This window comes from Lunatibacter salilacus, assembly GCF_009797935.1.
GTDB lineage: Bacteria > Bacteroidota > Bacteroidia > Cytophagales > Cyclobacteriaceae > Lunatibacter > Lunatibacter salilacus.
Genome location: NZ_VOLC01000016.1, coordinates 104,232 through 125,821, shown reverse-complemented (window position 1 = coordinate 125,821; position 21,590 = coordinate 104,232). Strand labels below are relative to the sequence as shown.

The window sequence follows — 21,590 nt, the reverse complement described above, 5'->3', positions numbered from 1 at the left end:
AATTTGAGCCTGTTCATGATTATACATTCTAATCCCGGTGGAGGAAAGGATTAATCTTTGAGCAAAGATTCACATACCGCCCTGTTTTTACAACTCTTTCAATAGGTCGTTTAAGTTTAGCGGTTTGGTGAACATTTCCAATGAACCATCTTCTTTCTTTGGCCATTCCTCTTTGGGCCTGTCCCAATAGAGTTCAACACCATTTCCATCAGGATCATCCAGGTAAATCGCAAGAGAAACGCCGTGGTCAGAAAACCCTGTGAAAGGGTATCGGTTAGTTTTCAGTCTATTGTATATCATGGCCAGATCCTTTATGGTAGGGTAGACGATTGCCGTGTGAAATAGACCTACGGTATTTTTTTCCGCCTGAGGGCTTCCTTTACTGAACCAGGTATTCAAACCGATATGATGATGGTATCCGCCTGCCGATATAAAGGCGGCACCGTCACCATACATCATGGTGATCTCAAAACCCAATAAACCGCAATAAAAATCTAAGGATCGCTGCAGGTCGGCTACTTTTAAGTGCACGTGACCGATTCTCGTCTTGGCGGGAATTTCATATTCATTTTCCATTTGTATGCGTTTTAAAGTGAATTTTTAAAAGGTAAAGTCAGTTTGCGACACTATTCCAATTAACTTTCACCAAAAGAATTTTTTGGAAAATAAAGAAAAAACGAAGCACCCTCACCTGGAATCCCTTCCGCATAGATATCCCCCCCATGGCCTTGCATTATTTTCTTGCAGATAGCCAATCCTATACCATTTCCGGAATATTCCTCCTTTGCATGGAGTCTTTGAAACATTCCAAAAATTTTATCGGCAAATTGCTGATCAAATCCAATCCCATTGTCCCTTATGGTAATTTGATGATAAGAATACCCGGCCATGGGATCAAAAAAGGTAATCTGTTCGCTTTCTGTTAGTTGGTAGGAAATCTCTATCTCTGTATTTGTATTTTTATTTGAATATTTGAAGGCATTGCTTAGCAAATTGGAAAATAATTGCTTTAATTGAAATGAGATACCCCAAATTTCAGGCATTTTTCCAATAGAAATCTTAGCGTTTTTTTCTTCAATGGGAACTACCAATTCGCTTAGTACTTCGTCTAAAATTAGATTGACGTTGACGCTTTCGAAATCATGAAAAGCAACTGTAGTCTGGGAGAAGTTTAAAAGGTCTTCGATCAGGCATTTCATTCGACTTATGGAGCTCTTTATTTTACTTAAATATTCAATGGTATCCTCTGGTAATTGCGTTCCGTTTTTTTCTTCGATCCGGTTGGCGAATATCTCAATCTTACGCAGCGGCTCCTTTAAATCGTGGCTGGTTACCTGGTTAAATGAATTTAACTCATGGTTGATAATTTCCAGTTCCGCATTCTTTTTGGCCAAGTGATTTTCTTTTTGTTGTATCTCGTTAATCAGATTGTGTTCCTTGGTGATATCCTGACAGGATCCAATGAGTTGTATAGGTTTTTGATTTGCATCAAAGCGGACATCCCCTTTACCTCTTAATATTTTCAATTTACCGTCTTGGGTCAGAACCCGAATCACATAATCCTCTGTAATGCCAGTTTCGATGGCTTTTTGTATTTTTTGGAGTCTTTGTTCTTTATCTTCGGGATGGATAAATGACAAAAAACGTTCAAGGGTAATCTTTTCACTTTGAGGAACCAAGCCGTAAATTCGGTACATTTCATCAGACCAAAATACGTGATCGGCATTAATGTCCCAAGACCAGTTTCCTAAATGGGTAATGGCCTGAATTTGTTTGTTAGTCGCTTCACTTTCCTTGAGTTGCTGAAGCAATAAATAACTTTTTGAAATGTCCATTACTGTCCCCTTCATTTTTTCAGGGCAACCATCCTTGTCAAATTGAACTTTGCCCTTTGACCAAACCCTTTTCTCCTGGCCGTTGGAAATATAAGAAAATTCACAATCGTAAAGACCATCCGTATTATAAGCTTTCCGGATCGCTTCCGTCACTTTTTTTCTATCCTTCTGATTTAAATTTTCGAGGAAACGGCTAAAGGGTACTGATTCGGTTAAATCAAAAACCTTTTTTACCATCGGGGTAAAAGTAGATTCCTGCGTTCTTAAATCCCACAAAAAACTTCCCACTCCCCCTATTTCTTCTGCCTCCAGTAAGTCCTCATTTTTTTGACGCAGTTCCCTGTTCATCTGACTGGTCTTTTCTTCCTGTATTTTGATGAAAACATTGAATGAGGACATTTCCGACAACGCTACAAACCTGTCCAACTCCTCCATAATATTGCCGAATACTAGGATGTCAGAAGTATAATAATAGAGAAACTTTCTAAAAGTTTTTCTTCTGACCAATGAAACCAGCGTAATGTCTTCTGCCAAAACATCATCCTTTTGGAACAATGGAATAAGGTTCTCCCGGTAATTTTGGGAACTATCATTAATATATTTCCTCAAAGAATTTTGCGCAAATGCCTCCAGTAATATGCGGGATGAATCCATGGCTCGCTCAAAAAATTCTTCTTCCGTAAATCCCTGGAAAAATTTTAAAAGGGGTAGGTTTTCTTCTCGTGAATACTGAATCTGAAAGCTTGTAAATTCCTCCAAATGATTATCCAGTATAAATTTAGCAAAGGCAGGAAAATGCTCTAATATTACTTCGTTTTCAAGTATTACCTTATTAACTACAAGCATCGCAAAATTATTTTAACGAAAAAACATATTGATCTTTGTTTGACTTCGGTTGATACTTCTTCCAATCCAACGCCAATACTGTTTTGGCAATCTGAACCAATTCCCGGAAAGAGGAGGGTTTACTAACAAATAAATTCGCTCCATTCTCATAGGTGAAATCAATATCAATCCGGGAAGAAGACGTCGAATATATGACTACAGGAATATGTCTTAGTTCGGCTGATTTTCTGATTTCAATAAGACAATCTCTCCCATTTTTATTAGGCATGTTCAGGTCCAGAAAGATTAGGTCCGGCAGTTTATTTTTGGATTTTAACAGTTCGATCAACTCCACGCCGTCACGGGCAGTTTCCATCTTTACTTTCGTACCGCTATTTGCCACAGCTTCGGAAAATAGGTCTCTGTCATCGGCATCGTCATCAGCTAAAACGATAAATGTGCCCTCGGTTTTCTCCTCTGACTCATCAAACGAAGCACTTAATTTATTTGCAATACGGCCATCGTCCAATTTATTTGTAATTTCATTCTGATTTTGATGTGCTTTTCCGTCTTTCATCTGGAAATTTATAGTGCTTATGTACATAATTTGGACGTTGATCTTGGGCTGTAATTTAGATAAAAGTTTCGAAGTTTACCATATTTTTAATCGATATCGGTATTCTTTACTGATAAATAGATTCTTATAATGCAAAAAAAAACAAAATTGGTTTCAATTTTCTTCCTTCAAAGTTTTTTTTTAAAATTCTCAGTGTCCTCCGTGTTACCTCCGTGTTTTTTGTGGTTCTATTCGAAAATTGACTTTGAAGGAAACATTATTTGAGGGCAATTTAAGTGAAATGGATCTATTGTTGAGTTTTCATTGGGATTTAATACTGCTTTGTATGTATAATAAAATTATTTTACATACATTTAAGGAATAAAAATGATTACATGAAGGGGACAAATATCGGGGAATTTGAAGAACTTGTGTTGCTCACCGTCGCTGCCTTGCTGGATGAGGCATACAGTGTAGCCATATGCGATGAGCTCTCCAGCCAAACAGGCCGTACTGTCAAATTGGGAGTAGTACACGCGGTGCTTAACCGGCTTGAAGAGAAGGGACTTCTTGACAGTCACCTGGGGGAAGCAACAAAAATGCGGGGTGGCAAACGCAAACGTTTCTATCAGCTCACCATATCGGCAAAAGAGGCATTGGTAAATACAAAATCGGTCCGGGACCAGTTGTGGGAAAGAATACCGACCCTTACTTGGAAAAACATATAGCATGAACCCTCAAAATCAAAACCAGCCTCCCCGGTGGGCACAAAAGTTTATATCCTGGTACTGTAAACCCAGTCTGTCGGAGGACCTTATTGGTGACTTAAACGAATACTTTTACCGGAATGTGCATACCCTCGGGCCGCGTAGGGCGAAGGTAATTTATATTATTGATGCTATTAAGTTTTTGAGAAGTTATACTGTAGGAACGCCACATTTTCTAAACCATATCATAAACCATATCATGATTGGAAGCTATATTAAAACATCTGGTCGCAATCTAATGCGTAACAAATTGTTTTCCCTTATCAATATTGCGGGTCTTGCCATCAGTATGTCTGTAGGTTTGCTGCTGATAGCGTTTGTTTTCGATCTTCATTCATATGACCGGTTTCATGAGGACGGGGAGCGTATTTACCGTGTTAATAGCATTCAAACCACAACCGCTGACGGAAGCAGGAAATTCCCCTCCGCATCCATCAAAACCGGCAGGTTGATCCGGGAAAATGTGTCCGGAGTAGAAGAAGTAGCCGTTTTGCGGGATGGCTTTGCCGCAGATGCGGAGGTAGGAGATCATATTCTGCCAGTCAGGGGCTTTTGGGCGGAGCCTTCCCTGCTCAACGTCTTTACGTTTCCGATGTTGGAAGGAAATCCCCACACTGCCCTGCGGGATCCTTACTCCATCGTGCTGACCGAACTCGCAGCCACAAAGCTTTTTGGCTACGAACCTGCGTTGGGTAAAGCCATTCGAATTAATTCTTCCGAATACTTGGTGACAGGTGTAATAAAGGATGTTCCCTTCTTTTCGCACCTAACTTTCGAAGCACTGGTTTCTTTGTCCACGTTGGAGCGAAACAGTGAAGCCGCTGCGGATTTCGAGGAATGGACAGCTATGTGGCAAAATTATGTATATGTCCTGTTCCAAGAAAATGCTGACATGGTTTCCATACAGTCCCAGCTTAACGCAATTGCCGAGAACGAAAATCTCGGACTGGAACATACCGCAGTCCATCTTAATCTTATTCCTTTACATGATGTGGTAGTGGGTGAGAAACTCCACCGTTCCGAGGGGTTACACATGATGTCACCTAACATCCCACCAAAATTGCTTTGGGCATTTGGGGGCTTGGCACTCATTGTCATTTTATCAGCCTGCTTCAATTATACCAATTTATCCATGGCTCGGTCCATGCGCCGCTTTAAGGAAATCGGACTTCGCAAGGCCATCGGAGCCAACAAGAACCAGGTTTGGCAACAGTTTCTCACAGAGGCGGTCATGATCTCCCTAGCCGCCCTACTTATCTCGTTCCTATTATTTCTTGTTTTGCGGCCTCAGCTAATATATATGGCTCCGGAACTTCAGCAGTTGGTAAAGCTGAAGCTTACTCCGGTGGTTATTTTTTATTTTATACTATTTTCAATATCCGTGGGCATTATAGCCGGCTTTATGCCCGCAATATTCTTTTCCAAAGTCAATGTAATTGATGCGCTCAAGAATTCATCCCCGCTTAAAATTTTTAAAAAGGTTTCGTTTAGACGGGGGCTGGTCATCGTTCAATATACACTTACACTGATTTTTATCACGACTACCGCCGTTGGTTATGTGCAGTATAAAAGCATACTCGCATTCGACTTGGGATTCAACACGGAGAACATCCTCAATATAGATATGCAGGGAAATAATCCCGATCTGTTTATTAAGGAGTTAGGGGAACTCCCGGAAGTAAGCGGACTGTCGCGGTCGACAATTGTTACCAATGTTGGAAATGCCTGGGGTGGATTTATGAAATACAGTAATCCACTGGACTCTGTGTTAGTCATGACAAATGAAGTCGACGAAAACTACCTCGCTTTGCACGACTATGCCTTTATTGCCGGGGGGAACTTTATTACCCGACCCACCGAGGCCAAAGCTGTCAGTGAGGTGATTGTAAACCAGCAGGTATTAAAGAGATTTGACATCGCAAACAACGACCCCGAGCAAGCCATCGGAAAAGAGATCATATTCAGCAATGCTCACGGGAACGGGCGGGTGATGACCATTGTGGGGGTAATCAGTGACTTTCACTATGGAAAGCTTGACAACCTTATTGAGCCGGTGGCTTTTATGTATTGGACACCCGAGGTGCCGGCTACCGTAAATGCCAAAATTCAGAGCAACGATATGCCCGCTACCATGGCCAAGATAGAATCCGCCTGGAAGAAGATTGACCGGGTGCATCCCTTCAAGGCCAAGTTCTATGAGGAAGCGATAGAAGAAGCCTATAGCGAGTTTTCCATTGTCATTAAGCTTATCGGGTTCCTTTCTTTCTTGGCTATTTCCATTGCTTCGATGGGATTGTTTGGGATGGTAGTATTTACCACAGAGTCCAGACTAAGAGAGATCAGCATCCGGAAAGTTATGGGCGCCAATTCGGGGAACTTGGTTTATCTGTTAAGCAGGGATTTTCTTTTATTGCTGCTGATTTCAGCAGGTATTGCCTTACCGGTTACATACTTCACTTTCGAGAATACCATACTTAATAATTTCCCTTACCACACCCCCGTACAGTTGACAGAGCTTCTTGTCGGTTTGTTGGCTGTAATGGTTATCGCATGTATGATGATTGGTTCCCAGACCATAAAAGCAGCCAGGGCTAATCCGGCAGTGGTGCTTAAGAGTGAGTAGGGGTTTGCATACAGGTATTGGTTCCTTTTGCGAAATTTTTTTAAGGTTTCCGTAAAGCAACAAAATCTCGTTATGATCTGGGACATCCCAAGAATTTTTTGCTAAAAGGCTCCATTACCAATAAAAACAAACCCGTTTTAAACAATCCTTTTTCTATTGCAAACAGAATAGTATTAGGATATTCATATAAATTCTGATACTAAAAGAGGAAACGGAATTAAAAATACCCCGATAAGGGTATTTTTTCCGGAAAAAGAAAACCCTATCTTTAAAAACGAGCAAGGTAGTTTCAGGGGGTGGTGATTCTTTTGGGCCTGATTTGAAGTTATTGGGTTTTATTGTTAACTGGAACGGGTTTAAAATATAGTTGGAACTAAAAGTGCTGCAAGTGAACAAAATTAGGAGATAATCCGAACTTAGAGTGGGGAAAAGTGCGGATATAAACGATTAACCGCAATCTAGGGAGCTCCACCTCAAATAGTAATTTTTTTTTGGCTAGATTGCGTTTAAAACTCTTTACGTTAGCGGAAATTTTATGACCGACACCGAAAAAATAGTAACCAAGACAAAAGAGTATATTCTGAATCTTTATTCGGACGGTTATAGCACGCACCAAAATATGGTGAACGGACTAAAAAACGGCATTGACTATTTTGTTGGACGAAAGAACGGGTTTGACACAATTAAAGACGAAATATTGACAACTTGTTTGTCAGAGTTTAACGAACGAACCAAAGTTTTTGACAAGGTTGGACATTTGAAAATGGTTAACAGAATTAAAAACGACTTTATAAAGTTTGTAACTGAACTAAATGTAAATGAACTTTCAAGTGTTTTGCCGATTTCATTCGAAAGAAGATTAAAAGATGAAGAATCTAAAAGCCTTGAAAAATTATTAAAAGACAATTTTGATTTTGGCTCTTGGAAAGACGAAAACTATTATTGGGAACCACTTTCTAAAACTCAAAACAAGATTCAGACAATCCATTTTGAAGACGATTTATTCAAACCTGAAGACGTTCAGAAAATAGTTAGCATATTAAAATTAATTTCAGGGGACAGAATATATCTACTTTCAGAAGAAAATATAAACTACGAAGTTGAGACTTCAACGTTTGACATTGATTGGATTGAATCCGCTTATTGCGACTTCAAAACAAGTTGGTTAATTTATATTTCCCACGAAGGAACAATAACATTTGCAGGTGAAGAACTTGTTACGAGAATAGGAAACGAATTGACAGAAATAATTAAACATAAAAATCCGTGGAATTAAAAACTTCCGCTAACAGCGGTTTGGCAAAAGGCGGGCTGACGTGCTTCGTAGAAACATTTGTGCAAGGTTCAACTTTTGTGCTTCGTATGAACTTTAGTGCTAAAAATCCCGCCCTTCGCCAAGCCGCAAACCGTTGAACAAAACCTCCTACGTCGGTAGTTTTTCACTTTTTCGAAATTAATGCTCTTATTTTCAGATATATAGATATTTTTATTCCATGTATAATCATTAAACTTTATCAATCATGGAAAAAAAAGCCTACGTCAGCAGATGTATGAGGAGATGCAGATCAGAAAATACTCTCCCAGAAGTACCGAGAATTACATTTCCCATGTATCGTTAGTTTCCAGCCATTTTGGAAAAAGTCCCGACCATATCAGCATAGCTGAGCTAAAAGAGTATCTTTTCCACAAAGTCGAGACGAAAAACCTGTCGGTCTCGAGCGTAAACCAGACTATCAGTGCCTTCAAAACTCTTTTCACGGATGTTCTCGGAAGGGACTGGGACCCGGTAAAGATCAAACGGCCGAAACTACTTCCCGACGTCTTTTCAAAAGAGGAGATATCCAATATCCTCGGCGGCATCATAAACAGAAAAGATTATTGCCTGATTGCGCTTACCTACGGCTCAGGACTGAGGCCGGGCGAGGTGGCCGGCCTTAAGTTTGGCGATATAGACGGCGACAGGATGCAGTTGAAAGTCCGCGGGGGCAAGGGAAACTAGGACCGGTATACCCTCCTGTCCAAGGATCTGTCGGAAAAGCTCCGTGAATATTACAGGTACTACCGGCCCGAAACCTATCTTTTCGAAGGGCGGACTATCGGTAAGGCATACAGCGAAAGGGGTGTCCAGGACCTGTTCAAAAAGATCCTTCTGGAAAGCGGGATAAAGAAGGATGCCTCTTTCCACACACTCCGGCATACATTTGCCACACAACTTCTGGAACAGGGCACTAACATCAGGGTCTTCCAGGTACTTTTGGGGACAGATCCCTGAGAACGACCTCGGGTTACCTGCATGTGACCAACTTCGATCCCTCGAAGATCAAAAGTCCCCTGGATGGGCTGTGATGGAAACGGCCAACATCAGGAACGGCGGCGCTGAGCTTTCCGATATTCTGGAATCCCAAAAGGAAAACTTCCTGGGCTCGGGAAAGCTATGTGCCGACCAAGCGAACGCATACAATGACATACTGGACTGCAGGACCGCAAAAATGGGTAGCCATACCCTCACCTGCGTCCACCTGTGGCGAAAGCAGGTTAAGTTACAACAGCTGCCGTAACCGGGTGGCAATCAGCAACAGCCGGATACTGGCCGTTGAAGATGGCACCGTAAAGTTCAGGTGGAAGGATTACCGGGACCGCAAAACCAAAATCATGGAACTACCGGGCGCCTAATTCACCCGAAGGTTCATGCAACACGTTCTTCCAAGCGGATTTTACAAGGTAAGGTATTACGGGATCATGTCATCGGCGAACAGCAAGACCACAATGGAAGACTGTTTCAGGCTGCTGAAAGCGGCAAGGTTCATTTCCTTTTATGAGGGATTGTAGACCTATGAGATTCTGGAGGAAATACTGGGTAAGGACCTATTCAAGTGCCGCTGTTGCGAAACAGGGAAGATGATCTATGGCCTTGCGGAGGGGAAGGGCAAAGAGCCCTGATAGAACCCAAAACAGCGACGTTCTTTGAAATCATGGTCCAAATCAAACGCATCCGGGCGTTAATGGGAGAGGACTGCCCTAACACCATCGAAAGCATAAGGAAGTCAGCGGTTTTGCAGACCAAAATTGAGGTTGCTGGTACAACACACCTCAAAATCACACAAAAAACAAAACATAAATGCCCATAGACAGGCCCCCGGTTTCGTCCAACTAAGTTTTAACCGCAATCTAGGGAACTCTTTCTCAAATAGTAATTTTTTTGGCTAGATTGCGTTTAAAACTCTTTAGGTTGTGCGTCATTATGTAATGTCCTAAAAAATATCTTTAGAAAATTCTAATTTCAATGTAATAATTCAAGATTTGAGCCACTAACTAAAAAAAGGCAGATTTGAGTTCCGATTTTTATAAAACATCTATACTTCCCTTTTCTGGAATAATCATCAAATTGTGTAGGGCATATACCAATTCACAAGAGGATTTTGAAGATTATTACCAGGAAGTATGTTTGCAAATTTGGAGGAGTAAAGAAAACTTTCGTGAGGAATCACAATGGAGTACCTGGGTCTACCGAATTTCGCTGAACGTTTGTTTGACTTTATTGAAGAAAAAGAAAAACAACAGTCAGCATTTTGTATCCGATTCTTTGCCTGCTCAAGAAACAGAAGACAATTATGCATTTTCTGACGAATCTCTAAACCTGCTGTATGATGCTATTCGGAAACTATCAGAAATTGATAGAGCCATTATTATGCTTTATTTAGAAGAAAAGTCAAATCAGGAAATCGCTGATATTATGGGTACAAATCCAAACAATATTGGTGTTCGTGTTCGAAGAATTAAAATGAGATTAAAAAAAATATTAGATGGAAAGATCAATTGAAAATATTTGGAAAGAAGGCTTTCAAAAGAATGATGACTTAACAGCACCGGAGATAGATAACCTTTACAACCAAAAATCAATTCATATCATAGATAAGTTCAAGCGAATGTTCCGCAACAACTTGATCGCAATTGTAGTAGGATCATTTCTCTTTCTGATTATTTCCTATTTTTTGGACATTCCGGTAATGGGAGCACTATTTTTTGTAACGCTGATGGTGCATGTCTTTATTAATAAGAATTTATTGAAAAAGTTGGGAAGGATTGATCAAGGACAAAATAGCTATCAATACCTTAAGGCTTTCAGCCATTGGATAAAAAATCAAATAGCCATTAATAAGCGACTCTCTGAATTTATGTATCCCATTTTCTTTTTGTCTTTTGTTTTGGGATTTTGGTTTAAAGATGCTGAAGGCACTTACCTGGGAGATAGACTTGTTGATGAAATCCTAATACGTTTTCCGGACACCTATTTGATAGTTGGGATACCCTTGATGGCTATAATCATTGCAGTCTTAATTATGGGTCTACTGGCATATTTTGGTGGCCGGATTTATAGGTGGGATTTGAACATTATTTACGGAAGGGTATTGAGAAAATTGGATGAATTAATGACTGATTTAGAAAGTTTACGCAGTTAAAAATCCCTCGTAAGGCTTGATTTAAAAGCTTTTTTAGAATTTTTTTAAAAAAGATGGTTTTGTGTGTAATATTTCCTGCTTCGAGCCACTAAATAAGAAACAATAAAATTAAGTGGTATGACATTACAAGAGGCAACAAACTTTTTCGAAAGTTTAAAAACCGAAACATCTGAAACTTCTGAAAAAAAAAATTTATGAAAGATTTCTCCATGTTCTGCACGAATTGAAAAATAGAGGATTCTCAAAAGAAGAAATTCAATCTATCGAAACTGAATTGGAGAATTTAAATTTTGGATCGAATCCTGGGAATAGGAAAAAGTACTTCGCAAAAGCATTTCGTAAATTTGAGAAATACTTAAAGGATACGTTTTATTTAACTTCAATTGGGCATTATACTAATTTGGGTATAGCTATTGGTCCATCTTTTGGAGTCCTTATTGGAGTTTTGTTTTTATCAAGTCTTGAGCGGTCTTTAGGAATTGCCTTTGGAATTAGCCTTGGTTTGCTAGTTGGTATAGTAGTCGGTCGTTATATGGATTCTCAGGTTAAAGCTGCGGGAAATATGATTTAACAAATACCACTGCAAACATCCTCTATCCCCTGATTACTTAAACTATTATTTTCAAATGAGTTCCTCCAAAAAAAAAATTGGTTAGGATATCTATGTTTAAAATTTAACGAATATGAAATCATTAATAATAACAACACTTTTAATAGCATTCTCAGTCATGAATGTATTTTCACAAGATATTTCCGGGGTGTGGCATGGAATTGCAACCAACCCAAACAATAAAGAAATAACCTTTGTTTTTCTTTTTGAGAGAAATGGTGAAGCTTATATTACAACTATGGCTGTTCCTAATTTTGACGTATCTGGCGTCAAACCAAAAGCGACCACTTTTAAAAATGGAGTACTAAATATTGACGGTTCAAATGTTGGTATGAAATACGAAGGAAAATTAAACGAAACCACACAGCTGATTGAGGGCGAATATACTGAAGGTGGCACTAAGCTCATTTTAAATTTAATAAAAGGAAATCCGAAAAGTGCAGCCCTCAGCAGACCACAAGTGCCTGAAAAGCCTTATCCATATTTTGAAGAGGAAGTTGTTTTTGAAAATTCCAAAGCTGATTTAGTACTGGCAGGTACATTTACACGTCCAATAGGTAGTGAGAAATTCCCAGTGGTTATTTTAATCAGTGGAAGTGGCCGGCACGACAGAGATGGAAGCGTCCCTACTCACAAGCCTTTTTTAGTGCTTTCAGATTATCTTACACGTAAAGGCATTGCTGTAATGCGTTTTGATGATCGAGGCTTCGGAGAGTCTACAGGGGATTTTAGTAAAGCCACCACGGCAGATTTTGCACAAGATGTATTAAGCGCAGTAAACTATTTAAAATCTAGAAAAGATATTGACATAAAACATATTGGGTTAATAGGCCATAGTGAAGGAGGGATCATAGCTCCTTTGGCAGCAAACCAAACTTCAGATATATCATTTATTGTAACCTTGGCAGCTACAGGAATTAAAGGAAGTGAGGTGTCTGTTATGCAATCAAAATCCCTAAGACCTTTTCCTATTGCAGATGAAGAAGCTTTTGAGGACAATGTAAGGGAATCAATAAAAATAGCCTCTTCAAGCAAAGAAATTTCAGAAAAAAGAAAAGAGTTAACAGCGCATAATAACACTTATTTAACTCCAATTTTAAAATCTTTAGATGGACCTGATGAAAATATCAAAAAATTCATTCAAATTGAAACCGAAACTGTTTTAAAACCTTGGAATGTCTATTTCTTAAACTATAATCCAGCTGATGAATTTGAAAAATTAACTATTCCTGTGTTGTCTTTAAATGGAAGTATGGATACACAAGTTAATGCAAGCATCAATCAAAATGCCATACGAAATGCTTTAATCAAAGGAGGGAACAAGAAATATAAGGTGATGGAATTAGAAAACCTGAACCATTTATTTCAAGAATGTAACACGGGTAAAATGAATGAATATAAAGAGATAGAACAGACGATGTCCCCAATTGCCTTGAATGAAATTTCTAATTGGATTTTCGAAATAATTCGGCTAAAATAATAAATGAATAAAAGCAACAGCCAACACATATAGTAAACCATACAAAACACGACTAATAGGCAATTTAACAAAAGTGCACCACCCAGAAAAAGAAGAATAGTTTGAAAAAGAGAAAAATAAAACGAATACTCAGAACCGTATTTATTCTTGCAAGCATAGGCTCCTTATATTTCGTACCATGGATTTTGGTAAAGGCTTGGATTTTACCACTACCAGATACGGTTCAGGAACAACTAAATGAAGCAATTGATTCTGGATTTGATGGTATGATTGTTTACGTGGACCAAGCTGGGAAACCACCGGAGTTTTATTCTGCTGGCTGGCACGATCGAAAAAATAAGATACCTGCTTACCCGCAAGCGTTGTTCAAGATAGCCAGTATCACCAAGCTCTATGTGGCTGTTGCTACCGCCAAATTAGTCAAAGAAGGGCGTTTATCTTTAGATAAAACCCTCGCTGTATACTTTCCGGAACTCGCAGGAAGAATTCAATATTCGGACAAAATTACCTTGAGAATGATGCTGCAGCATCGCAGTGGCATTCCCAATTTCGTAGACCATCCTGAATATTGGACAAACCCTCCAAAAAACAGACAAGAAACAGTTGAATATGCACTGGATTTACCTGCTGACTTTGAACCAGGTGAAGATTATGGTTATTCAAATACCAATTATATGTTGATTGAAGACCTCATGGATAAAACATTGGGCTATCCCCACGAACAATATATCAAGGAGGAAATTTTGAACCCACTCGGGCTGAAAAACACCTTCGGCTCGCTTAGTGAAGTGGATATAGACGAGGTGATGAGTGGCTATTATGTTGGCGTTGATAAAGATTTTAAGTATGAAGATACAGGCTTAATGCTAGCTACGGTAGAGGATGTGGGTAAATTTTTGAGGGCGTTAAACGATGGTTCGGTATTTAAGGAGGGGGAACAGGAGATATATTCTTCTATTTACGTGTACGAACATACTGGCTTACTTGTTGGCTATCAGAGTATTGCAGTATACCACAAAGACTTGGACATGGTTGTCATCCAATTCAATAATACTACCAACTTTGATGGATATGAATGGAGTATAGCGGAAATAATCTATAGCCGAATTGTAAAAATACTAACAAAGCAAAATAGCTCGTAACTATGTCAGCAATTATGGCAATGGTAATAGTAAAAACATAACTCAATGATATTAAAAATAACAAAATGAAACATATCTTAAAAACAATACTGATTTTCGGAATCATCATTCTTATTCAACAATTTGGAAATGCTCAGATAAATCAAAACCAACAGTTTTTAAAAAAAGTAGGTGTTTTGGATAGTCTCTATTCCGAGGTGCTAAACGAGTCAAGAAAAATTTACATTCAACTACCCGACAGCTACAACCCTGAGAAAAAGCAGAAATATCCGGTGGCTTTTATTTTAGATGGTGAAATATTTCTTCCAACACTGAGTGATGTGCATCATTATTACAGTGGCGGATTTATGCCCGAAATGGTACTGGTCGGCATCTCTAATGAAAACGACAGACTAAGGGATTTAACCACATCTATCATAACTACCCAATATGGGATGCCTTTTAATGAAAAAACTGGGGAAGCTGATAATTTTAGAAAATTCATTGTAACAGAACTTATTCCGTTTATAGAAAACAAATATCCTGTCACTAATTACAGGACTTTAATTGGTCATTCTTATGGAGGCTTGTTTACTATTTCTTCGCTAATTAATCAACCCAGTTTATTTGCGAATTATTTAGCCATCGACCCAAGTCTGGATTGGGATGACCAAAAGCTATTAAAAGAGGCACAAGAAATAATTGCTACTCAGAATTATAAAAACAAAGCTTTATTTATGTCATTAAATGGACAATTGCACATGCAAAACTCACAAATAACAACAGACAATGTAATGCAGGATACAACAGATTTTACCTTGTTTGCCCGCTCGAATATTGCATTTTCAAACCTTGTAAAGCAAAATGCTAAAATTGGATTGAATTTTGAATGGAAATTTTACCCCAATGATATACATGGTACAATCCCATTTCCATCTATCATGGACGGTTTAATTTCACTTTTTGAATGGTATCAGTGGGAAAATACCAATAAGTTCAATTCACCTGACACACCAAAAGAAGAGCTTCTCAGCATAATAAAACATCGGGAAAAGAAAGTCAAAGACCATTTTGGATATGCTGAACCTCCTTATCCGGAAGAAATTTTAAATATGTCGGGTTATATGAATATGGATATGAAACAGCTTGAAAAGGCAAAAATGTACTTTGAACTTGCGATGGAGTATTATCCTGAAAGTGCAAATGCCTATGATTCTATGGCAGATTATTATGAAAGAAATAATGATAGTGAGAATGCTATAAAATATGTGACTAAGGCTTTTAAAATGACTGGAGATAATTATTATAAAGAGAGGATGGAAGCAATAAAGAAAAAATAGCAGTTCCAAAAGAAAAAATACAAGTACGAATTAATTTATTTTAAAGGTATATTATTTAAAGAAATTATTAAGACAAAATACTAATTCAAATTACAAAATGAATAAAGATATCTCACTTTCAAAAGCAGCTATAATAGCTGGAATTGGACTGTTAATGATGACTTTAACGGTTCCATTTGCTGAATTTAAAATAATTCCAGATTTGGTAGATCCAAATAATGCATTAGAAACTGCATCAAATATCACAAATAATTCATTATTATTTAATGTTGCCATATTTCTGATCTTTATCACAATAGTAGCCGATATTGTTGTGGCCTGGGCACTTTATATATTTTTAAAGCCAGTAAATAAAAATCTATCATTACTTACGGCTTGGTCTCGGTTGCTATATAAATAAAGTCTGTGTTTAATAGAAATTTTTGATGTGGGGAATGGTATATTACGTCAATAGCTTATTTGTCAGATGAATCAGGGTAAAAAAAAGACCGCACAACATTAAGTGCACTAGAGGAAAGTCATTGCGAAAAAGCCCTGATTGATGCAATAATCTATCAGGGGAAGAGAACGTCTCCGAATGCCCGCCTTCTCCAAGCTGAATCACGTGTGTGACTTGAATCAGCCCCTTGGGGCTGAATGCTTTGAAATGGATGGAGGACTATTGATCAACCAATAGAGAGGCCCTCCGATGGCGGCTTGCGGGCCTGTCCTGATTATTCAGGGCCTGTCCTGAGACCTCAGGGAGCAGCCATCAAAGACGCTGCATCTGGCGGAAACTCCGGTGTGGTGAACGGTTAAGGAAAAACGGGGACAATGATCCCTGTAGGTATGTACTTTGGAGCTGAATGAAAATGAACCAACGATGAAGTCTCGAGAAAGCAAATCATGATGTGAAAAACAGGTAATTACGTGAGTATCTGTGATAAGTGTGGCGGGCGTCCGGAAGATACTGGCCACACCGCATCCGGGGTAAAGTTGGCAGAGCCTGTCCCGCTTGGCGGGAAACGCTGTACAGGCCATTTCAAGGAACAAGTGAACTCTACACCGCTCTGTAAAATTGAAAGAGGAAGCAGACTTTCTGGGAATCCCGATGGAAAATCGGGACAAGTTGTGGAAGAGGTGTAGGGGGTAGACTCATTCGTAGTAGTGTTGAAGCTCCTGAAATGCGTCAGCATTCACGAACACCGATGAGAATAATTACATTGTGAGTAAATGGGAGTGGAGCACGGCAAATGTCCGGAAGGACATTTGAGCGAGGTATGCGGGTAGGAAGCATACCATGTTTCGCCTTCATTTACAACCTTGTTCATTCAGGGGAGGATTTATGGAAAAGAAGCAGAACCACCGTTAATTGATTAAATTAGCGCATTACCTTTAAGTGGTTGTTGGTATGAGGAGCCCCCGATGAATCGGGACAAGCAGTGTGAGGTGAGAGTCTCAAAGTCTATCCCGATCCATCGGGGCACTGCCTGTCCCGTTTTTACGGGAGTTCTGTGGGAAGGTGGGGGTGAGATTCCCCTGCCTGACCCGATTAGAGTGCATTAAAAGAAGCCCATACTTTTGGGAAATGTTATCTTTTGGGATAACTTTGTGATTATGGAAAGGAAGATAATTTTTTATAAAAACCACTTCATTGAATTTTACCAAAATCAAGAAGAAAAGGTAAAAAGTAAGATTCAGTACGTTTTTGAGCTGATCAAGCAAGTGGATAGAGTACCAGAGAAGTTTCTCAAACATCTAGAAGGAACTGAAGGGTTATTTGAAGTAAGGGTGGAATATCAATCAAATATTTATAGAATTTTCTGCTGTTTTGATGAAGTAAGACTTGTTGTCCTTTTTATCGGATTCCAAAAGAAGACACAGAAGACGCCGAAGAAGGAAATAGAGAAGGCAGAAAGATTAATGAAGGAATATTTTCAAACAAAGAAATAAGATTATGAAAGATTATAGCAAAGTAAAAACATTCGATGAACTGATTGAACTGGAACACGGTAAAATTGGAAGTGAAAGCAGGAATAAGTATGAAGAGAATGCCCAGATGTTCATCATCAGCGAAATGCTGAAAGAAGCTAGGAAGGAAGCAAATCTGACCCAAGAACAATTGGCTGAAAAGGCTGGAACAAAGAAAAGCTATATCTCAAAGCTTGAAAATGGAAAAGGAAATATCCAATTATCAACCTTGATCCGAATTTTTGAACAAGGATTGAATAAAAGAATTGGGGTAACATTCCTGTAAGCACTCGAAAGGAATAACGCACTCTAACATCACCTTGGATACAGCGGGCGGTTCAGAGTAAAAAGAAAGTTTAGTATCTTTAAGAAGTTAGGAGTAAGCTTGAAGAGAACGGCTCCGAAAGCCCGCCGTCTCCAAGCTGAATCACGTGTGTGACTTGAATCAGCCCCAAGGAGCTGAATGCTTTGAAATGGATGGAGGACTATTGCGGACCAATAGAGAGGCCCTCCGATGGCGGCTTGCGGGCCTGTCCTGATTATTCAGGGCCTGTCCTGATTATTCAGGGCCTGTCCTGATTATTCAGGGCCTGTCCTGATTATTCAGGGCTTGCCCTGAGACCTCAGGGAGCAGCCATTAAATTTCAATTCGGCTGCGCTCACTGTAAGACCTTACGCTGCATAATTGGGAAAACAATATGTGGGGAGCGGTAAAGAAAAACGGGGACTTTGATCGCAGTAGGTAAGTACGGATGGAGCTGAATAGCCTGTCCCGAACCTCGGGAAAAATAAATCAGTAATAGATATCGCAAATCACGATGCGAAAAATAGGGAGTTACATTTGTACCTATGACAAAGTGTGGCAGACGTCCGGAGGATAGACCGCATCCGGGACTAAGTAGCTATGTGTCTCAATCCTGTTATCAGGGGACTACTCATCTACTATCATAAGCTAAAAGAAGACCTCCCGAAAAAACGGGACAGGCTATGCGGGAAGAATGAAATCAACTCAACCGCAGCTTGTTCAAACGGGTAAAATGGGAGATCGGACCGATCAAAATGGCGGCGGCTAGATGGCACGAGTACCAGTACAAAACTTTTCCGGATTTGTTTGAGTATTGGAAATTGCTTCAACCTTAGGTATATTTAGAACCGGGTGATTTTTAAACCTGTCTGCTGACAGGGAGACATGAAGAGCCCCCGTAAAACGGGACAAGTTGTGGGTTGGTGGGGGTGAGATTCACCTGTCTGATCCGATTGGTGGCAAACGTATCAGAAGGCAATTTCATAACAACATAAAAAATAATGCAAGACCTACTAGTTGGCTTTATCTCAAGATATGTTTCTCTGACAGAAGACGAAAAGAAAGCAATCGTTTCTTTGGACATATTCCGCTCTGTAAAAAAGGGAACGACTTTATTAAAAGAAGGACAACATTCAAAGGATCTCTACTTTGTTATAAAAGGTTGCATTCGGACATATTACATCATAGATGGAGAAGAAAAAACAACTGCTTTCTATACAGAAATGGATGCGTTAACTCCACATTGTGCTATTAGCAATGCTCCTTCTGATTATTTTATATCAGCCGTTGAAGATTCCATTATTTCAGTAGGAGAGATGGAAGTTAATATTTTTGAAAAATTCCCAAAATTCGAAACACTCTGTAGGATATTGTCAGAAGAACTTTTAGCCAAACAACAGATCAATTTCGACGAGTTCAAAACCTCCTCCCCAGAGCAACGATATCTGAATTTATTACAAAAAAGACCAGACCTGGTTCAACGTGTACCTCAACATCAGTTGGCAAGTTTCCTAGGTATCAAACCTCAATCCCTGAGTAGATTAAGAGCAAGAATTCTTGAAAAAAGTAAGCGTTGAACTTCATTTCTTAACTTAAGTGAACGAATTTAGGCATCCCGTCAATGTACATTTGCAATATCATTTAACAACTAATAATTCTGATATGCAAAAGAAAATTTTCTTCACTGGTTCAATGTTGACAAGGTCATCGCAACTTCAAGCTCACTATGCAAAACAAGAAAGCACTTATAAAAAGTGCTTTGTAGGTAGTTCACTGTTTTTGTTCGGCTGATGAAAGCGATAATATTAAAGGAATACGGATTGCCGGATATTCTTGAGATTGGGGAAGTTGCGAAACCGATTCCGAATGACAAGGAAGTACTGGTGAAAATCCACTCAGCATCCATCAATGATTGGGACTGGGGGTTGGTCAGGGGCAAACCATTTGTGATTCGTTGGTTTTACGGTTTCAAAAAGCCAAAAATAAATATTCCCGGGGTAGACATTTCAGGAAAAATCGAAGCGGTGGGCGATAAAGTGAGTTCCTTTAAGATCGGTGATGAGATATACTGCGATCTGGCTGAAAGCGGATGTGGCGGATTTGCCGAGTACGTTTGCGTACCAGAAAACATAGTGTCCAAAAAACCGTCCAATATAAGTTTTAATGATGCCTCTGCCCTGCCACATGCAGGATTGGTTGCTCTTCAGGGACTTGTGAAGAAGGGAAAGGTGAAATCCGGACAGCGTATCCTAATCAATGGTGCCGGAGGCGGTGTCGGAACCTTGGGTATTCAAATCTTGAAATCCTATGAGCTAAAGGTAACTGGCGTTGACAGTGGCGATAAACTTGATTTGATGAAATCGCTGGGATTTGATAGCGTGATCGACTATAAAAAGGTAGATTTTACCGATAATGGAGAAAAATATGACCTTATCCTAGATACAAAATCAAACAGATCCGTATTTAAATATGCTCGATCCCTCAAAAAAAATGGCACTTATATCACAGTTGGAGGATCGATATACAGATTGTTGGAAATATCATTGGTTGGTTTGCTAATATCACTTTTCACCGGTAAAAAACTGAGCGTGCTCATTCATAAGCCAAATGAAGGTTTAGACCAGATTTCTAAACTTGTGGAGAGGGGACAAATAAAACCTGTTGTTGATGGCCCCTACGGATTTGATAAAATCCCTAAGTTGATTCAATATTTCGGTGAGGGCGAGCATCGGGGGAAAATTGTCGTTGAAATAACAAAATAACGAACGCACAACATGAGCTATAAATTGTAGAGCTCTATCGGACCATACCAATTTTAGGGAAAAACACCGACATCAAATTTTTATCGATTAAATCATCGGGTGCATGTGCAACTGACAGACGATGGCATCAATTAATCCATAAGGTATTTAAAACAAGAAACTCTTAAAATCCAATAACATGAAATGAGCATGATTGAGAAACACCAACCGAGGATGAATATCAACATGCGAATTCCATGTGACAAAAAAAAATAAATTATATACACATGAAATCGAGCATGACGAAAACGTCACACAGTGGGATGATTATCGTTGCGAGATTCCATCTGACCGTTAAAAATCAAATTATAAACAGATGAAATCAATTTTTATAGGGGCATTTTGCTCCTTGCTGGCACTCTCATGCCTTGGCCAAAGCAAACATACCATCAGCGGTTATATAAAAGACGCCACCAATGGAGAGGTTTTGATTGGGGCCACAGTGGTCATCCACGAACTCGCAACTGGCACAATTTCCAATGTGTACGGGTTTTACTCCATTACCCTTCCGAATGGCGATTACCGGATTACCTACAAATATATGGGGTACAATGACGTACAAAACACCTTAGATCTGGCGCAGGATATCAGGATGGATGTGGAACTTCCCTTGGCGAAAAACGAACTTGATGAGGTAGTGATCACAGGCCGGACCATTGATGAAAATGTGCAGGGCATTGAGATGAGCACATTGGAAATGGACATCAAGTCTATCGAAAAACTCCCGGCATTTGTTGGCGAGGTGGACATCATCAAGAGCTTGCAGTTGTTGCCCGGGGTGGCCACAGTAGGCGAAGGTGCGTCGGGCTTCAATGTGAGGGGCGGTACAGTAGGCCAAAACCTGATACTGCTTGACGAAGCCCCGGTTTACCAATCGTCGCACTTGTTTGGCTTTTTCTAAGTGTTCAATCCTGATGC

At 39.5% G+C, this 21,590-nt stretch carries 22 protein-coding genes and 1 pseudogene; 20 read left to right on the top strand and 3 right to left on the bottom strand.

Annotated elements, in window-relative coordinates:
* Nucleotides 1-87: 87 nt before the first annotated feature.
* From FQ608_RS19985 to FQ608_RS19975, 3 genes are read right to left on the bottom strand one after another with little or no spacing between them, the layout of a single operon-like run.
* On the bottom strand, nt 88-576 hold the full coding sequence (locus FQ608_RS19985; RefSeq protein WP_158860261.1) for a VOC family protein: 489 nt from the start codon (nt 574-576) through the stop codon (nt 88-90).
* Between the two features lie 59 nt (nt 577-635).
* The gene (locus FQ608_RS19980; protein ID WP_158860260.1) at nt 636-2,681 is read right to left on the bottom strand and encodes a sensor histidine kinase; all 2,046 of its coding nucleotides are present in this window, start codon (nt 2,679-2,681) and stop codon (nt 636-638) included.
* 7 nt (nt 2,682-2,688) lie between these two features.
* Nucleotides 2,689-3,237, bottom strand: a complete 549-nt coding sequence (locus tag FQ608_RS19975; protein WP_158860259.1) for a response regulator — start codon at nt 3,235-3,237, stop codon at nt 2,689-2,691.
* 374 nt (nt 3,238-3,611) lie between these two features.
* On the opposite strand from FQ608_RS19975, the gene FQ608_RS19970 reads away from it, so the two are divergent.
* The 20 genes and pseudogenes from FQ608_RS19970 to FQ608_RS27920 all read left to right on the top strand — a co-directional run bounded on the left by FQ608_RS19970 (nt 3,612) and on the right by FQ608_RS27920 (nt 21,573).
* The gene (locus FQ608_RS19970) at nt 3,612-3,944 is read left to right on the top strand and encodes a PadR family transcriptional regulator (RefSeq protein ID WP_158860258.1); all 333 of its coding nucleotides are present in this window, start codon (nt 3,612-3,614) and stop codon (nt 3,942-3,944) included.
* A 1-nt stretch (nt 3,945) separates the two neighbouring features.
* Entirely contained in the window at nt 3,946-6,606 is a 2,661-nt protein-coding gene (locus FQ608_RS19965; RefSeq protein WP_234364288.1) for an ABC transporter permease, read from the top strand.
* A gap of 619 nt (nt 6,607-7,225) precedes the next feature.
* Nucleotides 7,226-7,882, top strand: coding sequence for a hypothetical protein (locus FQ608_RS19960; RefSeq protein ID WP_158860257.1), 657 nt, complete (start codon nt 7,226-7,228; stop codon nt 7,880-7,882).
* Nucleotides 7,883-8,152: 270 nt separating this feature from the next.
* Nucleotides 8,153-8,605: a tyrosine-type recombinase/integrase gene (locus tag FQ608_RS19955; RefSeq protein ID WP_158860256.1), complete on the top strand. Its 453-nt coding sequence runs from the start codon at nt 8,153-8,155 to the stop codon at nt 8,603-8,605.
* Between the two features lie 15 nt (nt 8,606-8,620).
* Entirely contained in the window at nt 8,621-8,878 is a 258-nt protein-coding gene (locus FQ608_RS28130; RefSeq protein WP_158860294.1) for a tyrosine-type recombinase/integrase, read from the top strand.
* Complete coding sequence (locus FQ608_RS27565; RefSeq protein ID WP_234364293.1) at nt 8,778-9,164, top strand: hypothetical protein; 387 nt, start codon at nt 8,778-8,780, stop codon at nt 9,162-9,164. Before FQ608_RS28130 ends, FQ608_RS27565 begins: the two co-directional genes overlap by 101 nt.
* A pseudogene (locus FQ608_RS27560) lies at nt 9,067-9,546 on the top strand (transposase). The gene FQ608_RS27565 and the pseudogene FQ608_RS27560 overlap by 98 nt, the downstream one beginning before the upstream one ends.
* A 388-nt stretch (nt 9,547-9,934) precedes the next feature.
* Nucleotides 9,935-10,426 (top strand): RNA polymerase sigma factor, encoded by a 492-nt coding sequence (locus FQ608_RS19935; protein WP_158860253.1) that lies wholly within the window; start codon nt 9,935-9,937, stop codon nt 10,424-10,426.
* Nucleotides 10,410-11,066 carry a hypothetical protein gene (locus tag FQ608_RS19930; RefSeq protein WP_158860252.1) on the top strand — a complete coding sequence of 219 codons (657 nt, stop codon included), beginning with the start codon at nt 10,410-10,412 and terminating at the stop codon, nt 11,064-11,066. Before FQ608_RS19935 ends, FQ608_RS19930 begins: the two co-directional genes overlap by 17 nt.
* A 223-nt stretch (nt 11,067-11,289) precedes the next feature.
* Nucleotides 11,290-11,637 carry a hypothetical protein gene (locus tag FQ608_RS19925; RefSeq protein ID WP_158860251.1) on the top strand — a complete coding sequence of 116 codons (348 nt, stop codon included), beginning with the start codon at nt 11,290-11,292 and terminating at the stop codon, nt 11,635-11,637.
* 112 nt (nt 11,638-11,749) lie between these two features.
* Nucleotides 11,750-13,156, top strand: a complete 1,407-nt coding sequence (locus tag FQ608_RS19920; protein WP_158860250.1) for an alpha/beta hydrolase family protein — start codon at nt 11,750-11,752, stop codon at nt 13,154-13,156.
* A gap of 101 nt (nt 13,157-13,257) precedes the next feature.
* The gene (locus tag FQ608_RS19915) at nt 13,258-14,298 is read left to right on the top strand and encodes a serine hydrolase domain-containing protein (RefSeq protein WP_158860249.1); all 1,041 of its coding nucleotides are present in this window, start codon (nt 13,258-13,260) and stop codon (nt 14,296-14,298) included.
* A 65-nt stretch (nt 14,299-14,363) separates the two neighbouring features.
* Nucleotides 14,364-15,617 (top strand): alpha/beta hydrolase-fold protein, encoded by a 1,254-nt coding sequence (locus FQ608_RS19910; RefSeq protein ID WP_158860248.1) that lies wholly within the window; start codon nt 14,364-14,366, stop codon nt 15,615-15,617.
* A 97-nt stretch (nt 15,618-15,714) separates the two neighbouring features.
* Entirely contained in the window at nt 15,715-16,017 is a 303-nt protein-coding gene (locus FQ608_RS19905) for a DUF4386 domain-containing protein (RefSeq protein ID WP_158860247.1), read from the top strand.
* Between the two features lie 509 nt (nt 16,018-16,526).
* Nucleotides 16,527-16,742 (top strand): hypothetical protein, encoded by a 216-nt coding sequence (locus tag FQ608_RS19900; RefSeq protein WP_158860246.1) that lies wholly within the window; start codon nt 16,527-16,529, stop codon nt 16,740-16,742.
* A gap of 471 nt (nt 16,743-17,213) precedes the next feature.
* Nucleotides 17,214-17,549: a type II toxin-antitoxin system RelE/ParE family toxin gene (locus FQ608_RS19895; protein WP_158860245.1), complete on the top strand. Its 336-nt coding sequence runs from the start codon at nt 17,214-17,216 to the stop codon at nt 17,547-17,549.
* A 4-nt stretch (nt 17,550-17,553) separates the two neighbouring features.
* Nucleotides 17,554-17,853: a helix-turn-helix domain-containing protein gene (locus FQ608_RS19890; RefSeq protein ID WP_158860244.1), complete on the top strand. Its 300-nt coding sequence runs from the start codon at nt 17,554-17,556 to the stop codon at nt 17,851-17,853.
* Nucleotides 17,854-18,872: 1,019 nt separating this feature from the next.
* Nucleotides 18,873-19,448 (top strand): Crp/Fnr family transcriptional regulator, encoded by a 576-nt coding sequence (locus FQ608_RS19885; RefSeq protein WP_158860243.1) that lies wholly within the window; start codon nt 18,873-18,875, stop codon nt 19,446-19,448.
* Between the two features lie 213 nt (nt 19,449-19,661).
* A complete protein-coding gene (locus FQ608_RS19880) occupies nt 19,662-20,633 on the top strand; it encodes an NAD(P)-dependent alcohol dehydrogenase (protein WP_158860242.1) in 972 nt (323 codons plus the stop codon).
* A 355-nt stretch (nt 20,634-20,988) separates the two neighbouring features.
* Nucleotides 20,989-21,573, top strand: coding sequence for a carboxypeptidase-like regulatory domain-containing protein (locus FQ608_RS27920; protein ID WP_317168940.1), 585 nt, complete (start codon nt 20,989-20,991; stop codon nt 21,571-21,573).
* Nucleotides 21,574-21,590: the final 17 nt, after the last annotated feature.

Bases quoted from the DNA above. Each gene is read 5' to 3' on its own strand.
- FQ608_RS19985 (WP_158860261.1), bottom strand. From the start codon at position 576: ATGGAAAATGAATATGAAATTCCCGCCAAGACGAGAATCGGTCACGTG.
- FQ608_RS19980 (WP_158860260.1), bottom strand. From the start codon at position 2,681: ATGCTTGTAGTTAATAAGGTAATACTTGAAAACGAAGTAATATTAGAG.
- FQ608_RS19975 (WP_158860259.1), bottom strand. From the start codon at position 3,237: ATGAAAGACGGAAAAGCACATCAAAATCAGAATGAAATTACAAATAAA.
- FQ608_RS19970 (WP_158860258.1), top strand. From the start codon at position 3,612: ATGAAGGGGACAAATATCGGGGAATTTGAAGAACTTGTGTTGCTCACC.
- FQ608_RS19965 (WP_234364288.1), top strand. From the start codon at position 3,946: ATGAACCCTCAAAATCAAAACCAGCCTCCCCGGTGGGCACAAAAGTTT.
- FQ608_RS19960 (WP_158860257.1), top strand. From the start codon at position 7,226: ATGGTGAACGGACTAAAAAACGGCATTGACTATTTTGTTGGACGAAAG.
- FQ608_RS19955 (WP_158860256.1), top strand. From the start codon at position 8,153: ATGTATGAGGAGATGCAGATCAGAAAATACTCTCCCAGAAGTACCGAG.
- FQ608_RS27565 (WP_234364293.1), top strand. From the start codon at position 8,778: ATGCCTCTTTCCACACACTCCGGCATACATTTGCCACACAACTTCTGG.
- FQ608_RS19930 (WP_158860252.1), top strand. From the start codon at position 10,410: ATGGAAAGATCAATTGAAAATATTTGGAAAGAAGGCTTTCAAAAGAAT.
- FQ608_RS19920 (WP_158860250.1), top strand. From the start codon at position 11,750: ATGAAATCATTAATAATAACAACACTTTTAATAGCATTCTCAGTCATG.
- FQ608_RS19910 (WP_158860248.1), top strand. From the start codon at position 14,364: ATGAAACATATCTTAAAAACAATACTGATTTTCGGAATCATCATTCTT.
- FQ608_RS19905 (WP_158860247.1), top strand. From the start codon at position 15,715: ATGAATAAAGATATCTCACTTTCAAAAGCAGCTATAATAGCTGGAATT.
- FQ608_RS19895 (WP_158860245.1), top strand. From the start codon at position 17,214: ATGGAAAGGAAGATAATTTTTTATAAAAACCACTTCATTGAATTTTAC.
- FQ608_RS19890 (WP_158860244.1), top strand. From the start codon at position 17,554: ATGAAAGATTATAGCAAAGTAAAAACATTCGATGAACTGATTGAACTG.
- FQ608_RS19885 (WP_158860243.1), top strand. From the start codon at position 18,873: ATGCAAGACCTACTAGTTGGCTTTATCTCAAGATATGTTTCTCTGACA.
- FQ608_RS19880 (WP_158860242.1), top strand. From the start codon at position 19,662: ATGAAAGCGATAATATTAAAGGAATACGGATTGCCGGATATTCTTGAG.
- FQ608_RS27920 (WP_317168940.1), top strand. From the start codon at position 20,989: ATGAAATCAATTTTTATAGGGGCATTTTGCTCCTTGCTGGCACTCTCA.